Origin of the sequence: Urbifossiella limnaea (assembly GCF_007747215.1) — a bacterium.
Lineage (GTDB): Bacteria > Planctomycetota > Planctomycetia > Gemmatales > Gemmataceae > Urbifossiella > Urbifossiella limnaea.
In genome coordinates, this window is record NZ_CP036273.1 from 2,257,617 (window position 1) to 2,272,601 (window position 14,985).

The 14,985-nt window shown below is 70.8% G+C and carries 10 protein-coding genes; 4 read left to right on the forward strand and 6 right to left on the reverse strand.

The window, feature by feature from the left end; translation table 11 throughout:
• The first annotated feature begins 57 nt into the window (after positions 1-57).
• Positions 58-1,050 carry an FkbM family methyltransferase gene (locus ETAA1_RS09040; RefSeq protein ID WP_145236588.1) on the forward strand — a complete coding sequence of 331 codons (993 nt, stop codon included), beginning with the start codon at positions 58-60 and terminating at the stop codon, positions 1,048-1,050.
• 2 nt (positions 1,051-1,052) lie between these two features.
• Here ETAA1_RS09040 and brxL read toward each other — a convergent pair whose 3' ends face one another.
• Both brxL and ETAA1_RS09050 read right to left on the reverse strand, forming a co-directional pair.
• Positions 1,053-3,101, reverse strand: a complete 2,049-nt coding sequence (brxL, locus tag ETAA1_RS09045; RefSeq protein WP_145236591.1) for a BREX system Lon protease-like protein BrxL — start codon at positions 3,099-3,101, stop codon at positions 1,053-1,055.
• 13 nt (positions 3,102-3,114) lie between these two features.
• Entirely contained in the window at positions 3,115-4,590 is a 1,476-nt protein-coding gene (locus tag ETAA1_RS09050) for a tellurite resistance TerB family protein (protein ID WP_145236593.1), read from the reverse strand.
• Between the two features lie 132 nt (positions 4,591-4,722).
• Between ETAA1_RS09050 and ETAA1_RS09055 the strand changes: the two genes are divergently transcribed.
• On the forward strand, positions 4,723-6,174 hold the full coding sequence (locus ETAA1_RS09055; protein ID WP_145236596.1) for an ABC transporter permease: 1,452 nt from the start codon (positions 4,723-4,725) through the stop codon (positions 6,172-6,174).
• Positions 6,175-6,203: 29 nt separating this feature from the next.
• The gene (locus tag ETAA1_RS09060; RefSeq protein WP_145236599.1) at positions 6,204-8,255 is read left to right on the forward strand and encodes an ABC transporter permease; all 2,052 of its coding nucleotides are present in this window, start codon (positions 6,204-6,206) and stop codon (positions 8,253-8,255) included.
• Positions 8,256-8,305: 50 nt separating this feature from the next.
• Here the strand turns inward: ETAA1_RS09060 and ETAA1_RS09065 are convergent, their stop codons facing one another.
• From ETAA1_RS09065 to ETAA1_RS09080, 4 genes are all read right to left on the reverse strand, one after another.
• Entirely contained in the window at positions 8,306-10,135 is a 1,830-nt protein-coding gene (locus ETAA1_RS09065; protein WP_145236602.1) for a glycosyltransferase family 4 protein, read from the reverse strand.
• Positions 10,136-10,178: 43 nt separating this feature from the next.
• On the reverse strand, positions 10,179-11,072 hold the full coding sequence (locus tag ETAA1_RS09070; RefSeq protein WP_145236604.1) for a hypothetical protein: 894 nt from the start codon (positions 11,070-11,072) through the stop codon (positions 10,179-10,181).
• 60 nt (positions 11,073-11,132) lie between these two features.
• Complete coding sequence (locus ETAA1_RS09075) at positions 11,133-11,918, reverse strand: ABC transporter permease (RefSeq protein ID WP_145236607.1); 786 nt, start codon at positions 11,916-11,918, stop codon at positions 11,133-11,135.
• 119 nt (positions 11,919-12,037) lie between these two features.
• Positions 12,038-13,318: an MFS transporter gene (locus tag ETAA1_RS09080; RefSeq protein WP_202920777.1), complete on the reverse strand. Its 1,281-nt coding sequence runs from the start codon at positions 13,316-13,318 to the stop codon at positions 12,038-12,040.
• A gap of 70 nt (positions 13,319-13,388) precedes the next feature.
• Here ETAA1_RS09080 and ETAA1_RS09085 point away from each other — a divergent pair, with 70 nt between their 5' ends.
• Positions 13,389-14,981: a carboxypeptidase-like regulatory domain-containing protein gene (locus ETAA1_RS09085; RefSeq protein WP_145236612.1), complete on the forward strand. Its 1,593-nt coding sequence runs from the start codon at positions 13,389-13,391 to the stop codon at positions 14,979-14,981.
• Positions 14,982-14,985: the final 4 nt, after the last annotated feature.

Genomic DNA, 14,985 nt, shown 5'->3' on the forward strand with positions numbered 1-14,985 from the left:
TTCCGGTGCCCGGGTTCGTCCCGGGCCTCACCCCACCCCGCCCGGGACTTCACCCGCATGGCCCCCGCCACCGGCTACCGCCCGCTGTTCTACGCCACCGTGGCCATCGCCACGGGGGCGCTCGGCGTCTGTTTCCTCTACTCCCGCAAGGCGACCGCCGCGGCCGAGGAGGCCGAGCGGCGCAACGAGGTGAACCCGTTCGCCATGTCGCTGCGCAAGACGCGCGACCGCGAGTTCACGTTCACCGTCGAAAACTACGGGTACGTCTACCGCGGCACCACCGGCGAGCTCATCGACGACAGCGTGCTCACGTTCGGGGCGTGGGAGAAGTTCATCCTGTTCTTCATGGACGACTACACGACCGCGGCGAAGCTCAAGGACACGGCGTTCCTCGACGTGGGGGCGAACACCGGCCAGTACACCCTGTTCATGGCCCCGCGGACGAAGGAAGTCCACGCGGTCGAGCCGTTCCCGCCGGTGCTCAAGCGGCTCGACGACAACCTCGCCCTGAACAAGTTCCCGAACGTGGTCGTGCACCGCGTCGGCTTCGGCGAGACGGCGGCGGAGATTCCGTTCTTCTCGTCCGACGAGACGAACGCCGGCGGCGGCACCTTCCGCCCCGACGACCCCGACAAGAAGCCGTTCGGGGCGCTGAAGATCGTCGCCGCCGACGAGTACTTCAAGACCCGCCCGACGGCCCCCATCGGCATCGTCAAGATGGACATCGAGGGGTACGAGGAGCCGGCGCTGAAGGGCCTCCGCGCCACGATGGAGCGCGACCGCCCGCTGGTGATCGTGGAGGTGACGACGGAGCACCACCCGGTGAAGGGCTCGATTCGCTCGTTCGACCAGCTGAAGGCGCTGTTCCCCGCCAACTACGAGTTCCTGTCGTTCCACGAGGCCCAGCAGCAGTTCGTGGACGGCAAGTACGACGTACGGCCGTTCCCCGCGGAGGAAGCCGCGCGGTTTTTCGCGGCGGAGAAGCAGCGGAACGTGATCGCGGTGCCGGCCGAGCGGCTGTCGGCGGTGCCGCGGTCGCGGGCCAAGTAAGCTCAGGCCTCCAGCGCGAGTGCCAGCGCCTCGCGGGCCGTCGCCACCGGGTGAATCTCGAGGGCGGCCCGCACCTCCTCCGGCAGCCCCATCACCGCCGTGGCCTGACTCGCCGGCACGACGACGTGCTTCCGCCCCGCCCGTGCCGCCGCCGCGAGCTTCTGCCCGAGCCCGCCGACGGCCCCCACCTCGCCGTGCAGCGCCACCTCGCCGGTGAACGCCCAGCCCGGCTTCACCGGCCGGTTCGCCAGCGCCGACACGATTCCCACGGCGAACGCCAGCCCCGCGGAGGGGCCGTCCTTCGACTCCGCGATCTTCACCAGGTGCACGGCCACCGTCTGGCTCTTGAGCCGCTGCTCGGGGATGCCGAAGTCGCGGAAGTTCGCCCGCACCAGGTTGTAGACCGCCCGCACCGAGTCCTTCAGGGCGCCGCCGTGGAGGCCGGTGACCTCCACGCCGGGCGAGCCGTTGATCGCCGACACCTGAATCAGGATCACGTCGCCGCCGACCTCCTGCCCGTCGCGGACCTGCACCGCCAGCCCCGTCGCCGCCCCGACCACGGCTTCCGAGTTGAGCCGGTCCTGCGTCGCCGCCGCTTCGCGGCGTTGCAGGTCTTTCGCGGTGTGCGCCGCCACCGCCGCCGGCGCGACGAGCCGCGGCTTGAACTCGCCCGGGGCGAGCGCGCACAGCTGTTGATGCACCCGCTGGCGCAGTTCGCAGGCGAACGTGACCAACTCCAGCAACTCGGCGTCGGTGGCGTTGCCGTCGGGGTGCAGCAGTTTGAGCAGCCCCGACGTGAGCCGCTCCACGGCCGTCTGGTCGCGCCGCGTCAGCCCGGCGTGCAGCGGCACCGCCCGCACCCGGTCGGCGAAGCTGTCCTTCCGCAGTTGCGCCAGCACCTCGCCGAAGTAGTCCGTGACGAACCCGACGCCGGTGGCCACGGACGCGGGCGTGATCTTCGGGACCTCCCAGCCGGGCAGGTAGCCGTGGACGCGGTCGAGGAACGCGGAGTCGATCAGCTCGTCGGGCAGCGGTTCGAGCAGGTGCGCGTACTTCGGGTGCGGCTGGTCGCCGTCCACGTCGACGTTGCCGGCGAAGACGAGGCCGGCGTCCGCGGCGAAGTGGAGCGCCCCGCGGCTGAACTGGCCGCTCTCCATGTAGTCCTTCAGCGTCGAGATCGTCTCCGACTCGTCGCCGAAGCTGGTGTGTGCGATCTCGTCGAAGACGACGACCTTGCGCGTGCCGAGGATGCCGACCTGCTTCGTGGCGAGGTTGACGAACAGGTTCGCTGGTGTCGTCTTGCCGCCGCTGACGGTGAAGACGCGCGGCGACAGGTTCCGCAGGAGGAACGTCTTGCCCGTCTGCCGCGGCCCGAGCTCGATGAGGTTCACGTTCCGTTCGACGAGCGGCACCATGCGGGCGAACAGCAGCAGCCGGGTGCGGCGGTCGGGGAAGGCGCCCGCGGCGTAGCCGGCGCTCTGGAGCAGCAGCGCCGCCCACTCGTCGGTCGTGAACTTCGCACGCGCGGCACGGAACTCGGCCACGTCGGGCGGCCCGACCTGGAACGGCGTGAACGCCACCAGTTCGTTCGGGGCGTCGGCGTTCACCTCCGGTGCGTATTTGACTTTCGCCGTACCCCACAGCCCGCCGAGGAGCAGGCCGGGGTTCCCCTCGATGACCGACGCCGGCACGCGCACCTTCTGGTCGCCGAGCGCCGGGACGCGGCCCCACCGCTGGCCGCCGCGCAGGTCCACGCGCGCCTCGACGTTGTCGATCAGCGTCACCTCGCCCTTGCCGAGCAGCTTCTCCTTCAGCAGCTCGCGGTGCTCCAGGTCGGGGAGCAACTCGGCGATCTTGGCCTGAATCTTGGCCAGGTCGTCGCGCCACGTCTCGGGCTTGACGTACTTGGCGATCAGGTACTCGGAGACGTACCGCGGCAGCCGGTGGAACGCGGCCTGCTGCGCGAGTGACTTCACGACGGCCTTGTCGCCGAGCAGCCCGTGGGCCTTGCGGTCGAGGTCGGTGAGCGGGTGGTCGTCGAACAGCGACATCGGAGCCTCGGGGTCAGCCGAACACGTCGTCGAGCAGGGCGTTTTCGCGGATGTCGGTCGGCGGCGGGGCCGTCGGCTTCTCCAGCGGCTCGCCGAGCGGCGCGAGCAGCGCCTCGGCCGCGGCGCGGACGGCGGCCCGCTTCTGCTCGGCCATCCGCGCGAACTCGGGGCCGAGCGCCGCGGCCTTCACCGGGTCGAGCTTGTCCGTCAGGTTCGCGTACCGGCGCCGGATCAACTCGGCGTCGAGCGGCGCGCCTGCGGGGATGTCGAGGACGCCACGGTGATCCGCCGGCGCCACGATCGGAACGGGCAGCGGCGGGGCCTGGGGCGGCTTTGGCGCCGTCGTCGTCACCCCCAGCGCCGCGGCGATGCGGGCGAGGACGTCGCGCTCCTTGGCGGTCGGCGTGCCGGAGGCCGCGGCCACCTGCTCGGCGAACGCCAGCAGCGCCGGCCACTCCGCCGCCGGCACTGCGGCGCGAACGGCGAGCAGCGCGTCGCCCTCGGTCGGCACGGCCTTCTCGGTCTGCTCCAGAAGTGGGTCGAAGTTCCGCGCCAGCAGCGCGTCGTGGCCGAAGGTGCGGTCGAGGAACGCGCGCACGGCCTTCCGCTCGGCGGCGGCGATGCGACCGTCGGCCTTCGCTACCATCAGCCCGAACCCGACTGCGGCGCGGAGCCGCGCCAGCCCGTCCGGCTCGGCGGGCTTCGGCGGCGGTGCTGCGGGTGTGCCGGCGAGTGCGGCGCGGAACAGGTCGGCTGACGGGGCGGGTGCCGGTACCGGTGGCGGAACCGGTTGCACGGGAGGCGGGGGTGCCGGCGGCGGTGCGGCCGGCGGCACGACCACCACCGGGAACGGCCGGGCGATCACGTCGGCCAATTGTTTCGACTGGTTTTGACGCCGCAGGAACGCCCCGAACGACACCGGCTGCGCCAGCGCGAACAGGTCGAACGCGGTCTTCAGCGCCTCCTCGACGGCGGTCAACTCGCGGCCGCGCTCGGCGGCGCGCGCGGCGTCGACGGCGCGGAGGCGGTCGGCGACGCGGCGGAACTCGACACCCTCGGTGCACCCGCCGGCGTCGAACCGGGCGCGGGCGTCGGCCTGCACCGCGACCAGCGCCTTCATCAGCGCCGTGCCGCGGGCCGGGCCGACTTCCGGGATGTCGGCGAACTTCGCACCCAGCAGGTCGGCGACGAACGGGCCGGCGGCGGCCTTCACCTTCTCGACCGTCTTCTCGCCGATGCCGGGGTAGGCGCCCAGCCGGTCGGTCGGGATGGTGTTCAGGTGCCGGCGGAAGAAGTCGTCGCGGAGGCGGGCCAGTTCGGTGTCCGCGCGGCTGGTCTCGGCGAGGACGGCGGCGTGTCGGGCGCGGAGGGCCTGAAGGTGGGCAACGACCCGCCGCCGCCAGCGGGCCGCGGGCGTGGCCCGGTAGGCGGCATAGGCCGCGGCCACGGCCGCGGCGACGGCGACGAACGGGAGGAGCACGTACAGCATTCGGTCGACCGGCCCCGGGGTACGGGCAGTGTACGGTGATTCGCCGCCGCCCGACACTCCTTCCGGTGTGGTGCCCGCGCCCCCGGGTGCCTATCCTGAGGGAGTGTGGTTCCGGTCGTCCGCGAGGCCCGCATGTACCCGACGCCCGACTTCTCGCCCACCGGCTTCGACCTGTCGCTGCCGCTGCTCACCGCCTACCTGCTGGCCGCCACCGCCGGCGTCCTCGCCTTCGCCGCCTTGCTCGGCGTCGTCACGCTGCCGGTCTTCTTCCTGTTCGTCTACGCCGCCGAACTCGTCCTCGCCCGGGTGTCGGAGTCGGGGGCGCTCGCGGTCAAGGTGCTGCTGATGCTCTTCCGCGGCCTCCGCCGCAGCCCCCTCCGCACGTCGCTGACGTACCTCGCGCTGTTCGTCCTCACCTTCGTGCTGACCATGATCTACACGATCATCACGTTCATCGGGCGGGCGACGGCCGAGAAGGAGGCCAACTTCAAGATCATCATGACCGAAAAGTACTCGATCCCGAGCATGATGCCGCCCGGCTACGAGGACCGACTGAAGGGCATCATCGACGCCCTGCCGCCGGACCTGCGGCCGGTCGCCGGGGCCGACGACATGATCGCCTGGAGCTTCGTCGGCGGCACCACCGACCCGTCAAACCCGAAGCCCGAGAACGCCCTGTTCATGTTCTGCGTCGAGCCGCGGAAGATCCCGCTCATGATGGACGGGCTGGAGCGGAAGGACTTGACGGACGCCGAGAACGCCGAGATGGACCGGTGCGTTAAGCTGATGGAGGAGGACTTCCGCAGGATCATGGTGAGCCCGTCGCGGATGAAGAAGATGAACGTGCAGGTCGGCCAGCGGTTGAAGCTGACCAGCATGGGTTACAAGGACGTGGTCTTCGACTTCGAGATCGTCGGCACGCTGCCGGACGGGAAGTACGAGGGCGTCGGCTTCTGCAGCCGGAGTTACCTCGACGCCATGCTCAAGTCGTGGTCGAGCGCCCACAACGGCGAGGCCCACCCGCTGGCCAACAAGTGCGTGAACCTCGTCTGGGTGCGGGTGCCGAACCGCGAGTCCTACGAGCGGATCGCCGCGGCCGTGAGCGAGCCCAAGAACTTCAGCGCCCCCGCGGTGAAGGTGGAGACGGCGAGCGCCGGCATCGGCACCTTCATGGAAGCGTACAAGTCGATCTTCAACGGCATGAAGTACGTCCTGTCGCCGGCGATGCTCGTCATCATGTCGCTGGTGGTGGCCAACGCCATCAGCATCAGCGCCCGCGAGCGGCGGACGGAGATGGCGGTGCTGAAGGTGCTCGGCTTCCTGCCGCGGCACGTCGCGGGGCTGATCCTCGGTGAGGCGCTTCTGGTGGGCGCGATCGCCGGCGGGATGAGCACGCTGGTGGCGTGGGGGCTGTTGGGGAACTTCAAGTTCCAGATCGCCTTCCTGGGTGCGTTCATCGTGCCGACGGAGGTGCTGGTGATCGGCCCGGTTCTGGGGATGTGCGTGGCGTTCATCGGCAGCATCGGCCCGGCCCTGAGTTCGAAGAACGTGAAAGTCGCCGAGGTGTTCGCCCGGCAGGCGTAACCCGGCCGCCGGTTCAACCGCGAGAGCCCATGAACCCCGTCCTCCGCTTCGCCCGCGCCGTCCGCAGCCTGGCCGGCACCATGGTCACGCTGGTGCTGTCGCTGCTGCCGCTGACGGCACTTCTCGTCGCGCTGCCGGCGGTGGCGCCGAACGAGGCCGTGCTGTCCGACAGCGTCCCCCCCGCGACCACCCGCGGCCGGCGATTCCTCCGCCGACTCGGCGGCCTCGGCGCCGGGTTCGTCGTGGTCGTAGCCTTGTTCGCGTTCGCCGTCGAGCTGGTCGGCCGGCTGCCGCTGCCGGACCGCGGGCAGTTCGGCTCGCTCGCGCAGAAGGTGCTCGGGGCCGTCCCCGCCGAGATGCTGCCGCCCGGCCCGGAACCAACCGTCGGAATTACCGCCGGCATCGTCCCGCCCACGCCGCCGGAGATGGTGAAGAAGCGCGCCAAGCTCGAACGCGCCCTGTCCACCGGCGTCGATGACCCCGTCCGCCAGCGTGAGGCGAAGGCCGACCTGGACACCGTCAACGCCCAGATCGCCGAGGTGCTGCCGAACTCGCGGCAGCTGCAAATCCTGCTCAGCCCGGAGTGGGGGCCGTGGCTCGGGCAGCCGATCTGGAAGCTGCTGCCGCCGCCGCTCGTGCAGCACTGGCCGTTCATCTTCCTCGTCGTGTACGCTGCCGACCTCGGGCTGCTGCTGATGATCGGCCGGGTGCCGCTGGCGTACAACTTCCGCAACCTCGTCGTCCGCTGGCGAATCGCCGGCCTCACCTCGCTGGCGTTCACCGTCGTCGTCGGCCTGCTCGTCGTGCTGCTGGCGTTCGTGAACGGCATGTACAAGCTGAACGAGGGGACCGGCATCCCCGGCAACGTGTTCGTCCTCTCGGACGGGGCCACCGACGAGTTGTTCAGCAACCTCGGCTACGGCGACACGGACAACGCCCTGCGGCAGGCGGCGACGCTCGACCCGGAGGGGAACCCGCTGCCGGCGCCGGTGCGGGTGGCGCGCGTGCGGAAGGAGAAGGACGGCACGCTGACGCGGCTCAAGGGCGACGAGGAGCCGCCGGCCGGGCAGCCGGCGACGTACCTGGCGAGCAAGGAGATTTACTTCGTCGTCAGCCAGCCGGTGCCGGTGAAGGAGGGCGAGCAGGCCCGCCGCCGGCTGCTGAACATGCGGGCCGTGGACGACGCCCCCGTCGCCGCCGCCGTCCACAACATCTCCCTGTACGACGGCGGCCGGTGGTTCACCCAGACCGGCGTGCGGCAGATCCCGACCGGCGAGAAGAACGCCGACGGCAGCCCGCGGGTGCGGAACTACGTGGAGTGCGTGCTGGGCGAGGGGGCGGCCGGCATCCTCGGCGCGGACGCGAACAAGCCGCGGCTCGAGGTCGGCGACACGTTCCAGCTCGGCGACCTGGACTGGATCGTGGTCGGCATCATGAAGGCCGAGGGGACGACGTTCGGCTCCGAGGTGTGGGTGCAGAACATCGACGTGGTGACGAAGACGTTCGGCAAGAAGGGGACGTACACGACGATGGTGCTGCGGTGCGACCCGGACACGGCCGACGCCGCGAAGGCGCTGGCGTACCACCTCCAGTACCGGTACACGGCCGCGAAGTTCAAGCCGTTCGCGGAGCCGGACTACTACGCCGAGCTGACCAAGACGAACGACCAGTTCCTGACGTGGATCGTGCTCGTGGCCGCGATCATGGCCATCGGCGGCGTGTTCGGCGTGATGAACACGATGTTCGCGGCCATCGCCGCGCGCATCCGCGAGGTGGGCGTGCTCCGCATCCTCGGGTTCAAGCGGTGGCAGATCCTCATCTCGTTCATGCTGGAGTCGCTGGCCATCGCCGCGGTGGGGGGCATGCTCGGGTGCGTGATCGGGTTCGCCGCCGACGGCATGGAGGCGCGGAGCCAGCTGTCCAGCGGCGCCGGCGGCGGCAAGAGCGTGTCGCTGAGGATGGTGGTGGACTACCAGACGGTCGCGGCGGGGATGCTGTTCACGCTGGTGATGGGCCGCCTCGGCGGGCTGGTGCCGGCCCTGTCGGCGATGCGGATGGAGATTCTCGACTCGCTCCGCTGATACGCGGGGAAGCCCACCGGTTGCGACCGGTGGGGCGTTCCGCCGTTCTTCTACCTCACAAGACTGCCCAACCGGTTCCCGCTCTCCACCGGCGCCACCGCGGCCCGCGGATCCGTCGCCCCGAGCGCCAGGTCGAACGCCGCCTTCATGCCGCGGTTCCAGTTGCCCAGGTTGTACGTCGTCTCCACGTCCGCCCGCGCCGTGCGGCCGAGGCGGCGGCGCAGCTCGCGGTCCTCCACCAGCCGCGACACGGCCTCGACGATCCCCGCCACCACGACCGGGTCCGCCGTGTACATCGTCTCGTAGTTCTCGCGCAGCACGCCGGCCTCCTCGTCGGCCCACGACGCCACGCCGTGCCGGCCGCGGACGACGAGCCCGTTGCGGCCGTCCTCCAAATACTCCTCCATGCCCCAGCCGTCGGAGCCGACCACGGCCAGGCCGTAGGACATGGCTTGCAGCAGCGACACGATGTGAACGCGGGCCGCCGGCAGCAGGAAGATGTGGCTGCGGGCGTGCAACTCGGCCATCTCCTCGGGCGTCAGGAAGCGGTCGATGACGCGCACCCACCCGTCGGCGAGGACGCGGTGGTAGTGGTCGGCGATGTCCGGCAGGCTCGTCCGCAGCGTCAGCCGCACGTTCGGGTACTTCTGCCGAATCTGGGCGAACGCTTCGAGCACGTCGAGCCCGCCGCGGACGAAGAAGTTCTCGGCGACCTGGCACCACGAGTTGATGAACAGCAGGTCGATCGGGGCGTCGGCCGGCTCCTCGTCGTGGGGCTGGAAGCGGGCCGGCAGCCGCACCCCGAGCGGGGCGTACACCACCTTCTTGCGGATCGTCTCGCTGTCGAACAGCGCCGAAATCAGCCGCGCCGACGACTTCATGTGCGTGAGGATGGCCCGGCAGTGGTCGGCCTCGAGCAGCGTCTTGACGATGCCGTAGACCGGCCGCTCGCGCACGTCCATGTCGCACGTGTGGCCGTTCTGGATGAGCGGGTAGAACAGCGTCGTCGGGTCTTCGACCTCGATCACCCACGGGTTCTGGCCGAACGTGTACGGCATGCTCGTGAGGAACACCAGGTCGTGCTTGCCGCCCACCAGCAGCTGCGACTGCAGGTGCCGCGACACGATGAACCGCGCCGCGGCCAGCGGTCGGCAGCCCTTCCGCACCAGCAGCAGGAACATCGTGACGGCCGCCACCAGCACGCGCCACCGGGCCGCGAGGGTCACGCCCTTGCGCGGGCGGACGAAGGCGAACGGGAAGCGGACGATCGAGCACAGCGTGAACCACAGCCGCAGCGGCCTCGGGCCGGCGAGGGCGATCATCCGCGTCAGCAGGCCGAATTTCGTGGACGGCGTGACGCCGGAGCGGGTGAAGCGGTAGCCGGCCGGCGGGCTCTGGGTGTGGCCGAACTGCGGGTGCGCGCCGCAGTTCCCGGAGCCGACGTACACCGGCAGCCAGCCGGCGAACTCGACCGGCCGGCCGGCGGCGATGGCTTTATACTTCTCGTCCACGCCGCCGAGGCTGGCCGCGCTCACGACGCCGGCGGCGCTGCGGTCGGCGGGGAAGTCGAGGTCCACGGGGCCGGAGCCGTGTGGGATGGCGTGGTACGCGCCGCGGAAGCGAACCACGTCGTACCCGTCGCGGCGGGCCACCGCTTCGGGCGTGTCTTCGGCCGGGTCGTGGGCGTCGATGAGCGCCTGCATCGCCGGCAGGGTCGCGGCGCACTTCACCGCCGGGTGGTCGAACAGCCGCTCCTCGGCGAGGAGGCGGACTTCGTCGGCGGTCGGCGGGATGCCGAAGACGCGGCCGTGCGTGCGGATGACGCGCCAGCCGTTGTAGCGGTCCGGGAACGGGGTCTTGGCTTGCCGGCCGAGTCGCATCCGTGCGGCTCCTGATTCGGGACGAGCGGTCTGAACCGAGAGGTTAAACGAACAGCGCCGTGATGCTCCGGCGGAGCTTGTTCAGCACCCGCCCCGGCAGCCGGCGGACCGGCTGCTCGCGCAGCCGCCGCAGCACGCGGAACGGCGCCGAGCCCCACGGCCGGCGCGTCACGTCGGTGCCGTGCAGCATGTTCAGGTACACGTTGCGGGCCTGGCGGCGGACCAGCTCGAACCAGTACCGGTTCGTCGGCCCCACGTTGTTCGTGATCTCCATCCGGTTGAACGTCGGCGCCAGCCCGCAGCTGGCCGGCCGGTCGTCGGCCCCGCGGCGCTCGTAGAACGGGGCGTGCGTCTTCCACAGCACCACGCCGTACAGGTCGTAAAGCACCACCGACAGGCCCATCAGCCAGCTGTCCACGTTCGCCTGCCAGCCGAAGTTCTGGCACACCTCGATCAGCCGGGCACTCACCACCGGCGACCAGCCGCCGAACGACACCACCCAGCTGCGGATCATGTCCTCGCGGTCGTAGCGCCCGGCGTAGGCCTCGATCGGCGGGCGGACGTAGCCCATCACGCAGAACTCGTCCTCGACGGAAAGCACGTTCGACACCCACCCGGGCCGCGTGAACACGAAGTCGTCGGCGGTCATGAGGCAGAACCGGCCGGCCGGATTCCGCTCGGTGAACAGGTACTCCTGGGCGTTGTGCAGCCCGTGCCGCCCTTCGCCCCGCGACCAGCTGAACGCCTTCACGGCGAACGGGTACGCGGCCAGCTCGGCGTCGGTCATCCGCTCGTCGTCGTCACTGTCGAACTTGATCAGGAATTCGAGTTGCTCGCGCTCGGCGGGCGTCGTGGTGGCCACGGCCGAGTCGAGGAGCCGGCGCAGCCCGCTGTCGGGGTTGCCCTTGGCGCGGGAGCAGAACAGCACGCTGATCACGGGGCGCCTCCGGTCGGGTGCGGCAGGGTACGACAGTCCGCGGCGGGCGGTCAAGCCGGGTCACAGCTGGTACACGAGCCGGCGGTGGCCGCGGCGGATGGCGAGCATCGCCAGGAACCCGAGGCCCGCCGTGAACGCCGCGGCGTACACGTACAGCTTGAGTTCGGGCACGGTGCCGTTGGCGAGCGGCGTGCGGATCAGTTCCAGGAACAGGTTCACCGGGTTGACGCGGGCCAGCCAGCCGGCGCCCTTGTCCACCAGCACCTCGGGCGGGTAGATGATCGGCGTCAGGAAGAACAGCATCTGGCAGCCGATGTCCAGGAGGTGCCGCGTGTCCTGGAAGTAGCACTGGGCGAAGGCGAACAGCGTGGCCGCGGCCCACCCGGCGACGAGCAGCAGCACCAGCGCCGGCAGCACCACCGGGAACACGGCCAGCTTCTCGAAGCCGCCGTCCACGAAGACTACCGCGGCGACGGCGACGAGCAGTGCGATGCCGGCGTGGACGGCGGAGCCGAGCACGGGCCGGAGCGGGTACAGGGCGTACGGCAGCAGGCTCTGGCGGATGTACCGCTCGTGGTCGAGGAAGGCGTTGCTGCCGGCGACGAGCGACTCGCGAACGAAGTTCCACACGGCGAGGCCGAGCAGCAGCGACGTGACGTACCGGCCGGGGCTCATGCCGAGGATGCCGCTGAAGATGAGGACGAACACGCCGGCCATGACGAGCGGCTGGATGACCGTCCAGCCCACGCCGATGGCGGAGCGGGTGTAGCGGTTCTTGAGGTCGAGCCGGACGAGGGACAGGAGGAAGTGGCGAAACCGCCACACCGCCGACAGCTGGGTGACCATCCGTGGCCCTTTCGCGCACCGGGTGCGGGCGAAGGGTAACCCACGCCGCGGGGCGGGTGCCAGAGCAATTCGTGGGCGAGGCGAGCCGGGGCGTCGGCCCCCGGATTCTGGCTCGGGGCTCAAGCGTCCGGCAGCGGCCGCGGCCGGTACGCCGCCCACGCCGCGGCGCCGCACACCAGCACGCCGACGTACACGTCGAACAGCGGATCCCACTGTTCTCGGCCGGTGTAGCCCAGTTCCGCGCGCCAGTCGGCGAACCGGCCGACGAACCACTGCGACGCGGCCGCGCCGATCACCCCAACGCCGTTCATCAGCCCGAACAGCGCCCCGACGTGCCGGCCGCACTGCGGAATCGCCACCGACCACCAGTTCGGCAGCGTCAGGTGCATTGCCAGCATCGCCGCTGCCATGAGGGTTGCGGAAAAGAGCGCGTCGTCGGCCCGCGCGCCGGCGAACAGGCAAGCCGCTGCGGCGAGGTAACACGCCACCGCCAGCCGCCGCCGTGCCGCGACCGCGTCGGCGGCGACCGCCGTGATCCGGTCGGCGATCAGCCCTCCGAGGAAGACGCCAGCCGCCGACCCGGCCAACACCAGCGACGACAGCCGGCCCGCGGCGAGATTGTCCAGCCCGCGCGCGGCCACGAGGTACTTCGACAGCCAGGTGTACGACAGGTACGTGTAGAACGCGCCGATCACCATGATGAGCCCGAGCACGAGCACGCCGCGGTTCGTCAGCACGGTGGCCCACGGCACCGGCCCCGGCTCAAGCGGCCGCACCTCGACGCCGGCGCGGATCGTCGCCAACTCCTCGGCGTTCACCGAAGGATGAACGGCCGGATCGTCGCGGAACCACAGGTAGAACCCGACCGCCCACACGACGCCGACGCTGCCGAACACGACGAACGCCCACCGCCACCCGGCCAGCTCGATCACCAGTGCGGCGGCCACCGGCGACGCCGCGCCGCCGAGTTGGGCCGCGGTGAGCATGACCCCCTGCACGCGGCCGCGCTCGGCCACCGGGAACCACCGCGAAATGACCCGCGCCGCGTTCGGGAAGGCGCCGGCCTCACCCGCCCCGAACAGGAAGCGGATCGCCACCAGCGACGCGAAGCCCCACGCCGCCCCGGTGAGTGCCGTGAACACCGACCACCAGATGACGATGCGGGCGAGTACGGAGCGCGAGCCGAAGCGGTCGCCGAGCCGACCGGTGGGAATTTCGAACAGCCCGTAGGCGATGGTGAACGCCATCGCCACGTAGCCGATCTGCGTGTTGGTCAGGCCGAGTTCCCGCTGCATCGGGTCGATGGCCTGGCCGAAGCAGACGCGGTCGAGGTAGAGCACGCCCGCGAGGCCACACAGCCACAGGGCGAGGACGAACCGGGCGCGCGAGGGGGCGGGCATGTGTGGAGTGTACCCGATCGCGGCCCGGAAGGGGCTCGCGTTTCGCCGGCCGGCGTGGTGAAATGCCGCGATGCTCATCGGACACGTCGGCGACGAACGCTATTCCGCCCTGGCCGGCGTCCGCCTCGAATTCCAGGACGCCCGCGGCGGTTCGTGGGAGGCACTCTCCCGCGCCAGCGGCGCCGTCCACGCCGAACTGCCGCCGGGCGACTACCGCGTCGTGATTCATCACCCGGGCTTCGGCGCGAAGTTCTCGCGCGTCACGCTACCCGCCGCGGAGCCGTACCTCTTCCGCCTCCTGAGCGACGGCCTTCTGGGGTACGCCTGGCCGAAGTGGGTGCGGGCCGGCGAGGCGAGCGAGTTTCGCGTCCACAGCGTCGAGCCGTACCACCTGGAACTGTGGCGGTACGGCTGGGAGCCCGAGTTCGTCCGCTCTCTCGGGTGGCACGACGAACACGCCCCGCGCGCCACGATGCAGACGACGCCCGACGGCGACTACACCCGCACCGGCGTCCGCTGGAACGAGGTGGGGTACGCCAACAGCGTGCATTCGCAGCACGTCGCGGCCCCGGCGCGCAGCGGCCTGTACTACTTTCGCGCGTCCACGGCCGGCGGCCGCCGCTTCGCCTTCCCGTGGGTCGTGGCGCCGGCGAAGCCCACGCACCCGGTCGCGGTGCTGGCCTCGAACCTCACGTGGAACGCCTACAACTCGTTCGGCGGCCGGAGCAACTACATCCACGCCGACGGCTTCCCGCCGACGCCGACGGTGAACAGCCGGGCCGAACTGAAGCGCTACGCCGACGCCGGCTTCTTCACCTGGGGCGCGGCCGACTACCCGCCGCTGTCGTTCGACCGGCCCGAGCCGTTCAACCACATCGACTTCGCCGAGCGGGTCACCGACCCGATCGAGGGCCGGCAGGCGTGCCACCTCGCCCCCGCGGAGTGGCGCCTCCTCGGCTGGCTGGAGCGCGAGGAGTTCGCCTACGACTACTACGCCGAGTCACATCTCGACGACGGCACCCTGGACCTGCGTGCGTACCGCGTGCTGATTCTCAGCGTTCACCCCGAGTACTGGACGCGCCGCATGTACGACCGCGTCAAGCGCTGGGTCTTCGAGGAGGGCGGCCGGCTGATGTACCTCGGTGGGAACGGCTTGAACTGCGAGGTGGAACTGCGGCCGGACGGGTCGATGGTGTGCCACAACGAGAAGTTGCGCGGGTTGAGCGTTGAGGGGCTCGGCGGCTTCGAGAGTCGGCTGCACATCCGCCACGAGTCGGAGGCGAACCTGCTCGGCGTCGTGTTCACCCCGGCGGGCGCGATGACGGGGGCGCCGTACCGCGTGCTCGACGCCGACCACTGGGCCTTCGCCGGAACGGGTCTGAAGACCGGCGACGAGTTCGGGGAGTTGTCGCTCCACCGCCGCTGCCCGGGCGGGGCGTCGGGCCACGAGACGGACAAGCGCTCGCCGAGTTCGCCGCCGCACGCGCACGTCCTGGCCCGCGGCCTGAACCCCGACGACGGCGGGGCGGAGATCGTGACCTACGACACGCCGGCCGGCGGGGCGGTGTTCTCGGTGGGCTCGATCAACTACGTCGCGTCGCTGCCGGTGGACGGGCACGTGTCGCGGGTCACGGCCAACGTGCTGTGGCGGTTCCTGGAGTGACCGG

Coding starts and splice junctions, on each gene's coding strand:
- ETAA1_RS09040 (WP_145236588.1), top strand. CDS start 58: ATGGCCCCCGCCACCGGCTACCGCCCGCTGTTCTACGCCACCGTGGCC.
- brxL (WP_145236591.1), bottom strand. CDS start 3,101: ATGTCGCTGTTCGACGACCACCCGCTCACCGACCTCGACCGCAAGGCC.
- ETAA1_RS09050 (WP_145236593.1), bottom strand. CDS start 4,590: ATGCTGTACGTGCTCCTCCCGTTCGTCGCCGTCGCCGCGGCCGTGGCC.
- ETAA1_RS09055 (WP_145236596.1), top strand. CDS start 4,723: ATGTACCCGACGCCCGACTTCTCGCCCACCGGCTTCGACCTGTCGCTG.
- ETAA1_RS09060 (WP_145236599.1), top strand. CDS start 6,204: ATGAACCCCGTCCTCCGCTTCGCCCGCGCCGTCCGCAGCCTGGCCGGC.
- ETAA1_RS09065 (WP_145236602.1), bottom strand. CDS start 10,135: ATGCGACTCGGCCGGCAAGCCAAGACCCCGTTCCCGGACCGCTACAAC.
- ETAA1_RS09075 (WP_145236607.1), bottom strand. CDS start 11,918: ATGGTCACCCAGCTGTCGGCGGTGTGGCGGTTTCGCCACTTCCTCCTG.
- ETAA1_RS09080 (WP_202920777.1), bottom strand. CDS start 13,318: ATGCCCGCCCCCTCGCGCGCCCGGTTCGTCCTCGCCCTGTGGCTGTGT.
- ETAA1_RS09085 (WP_145236612.1), top strand. CDS start 13,389: ATGCTCATCGGACACGTCGGCGACGAACGCTATTCCGCCCTGGCCGGC.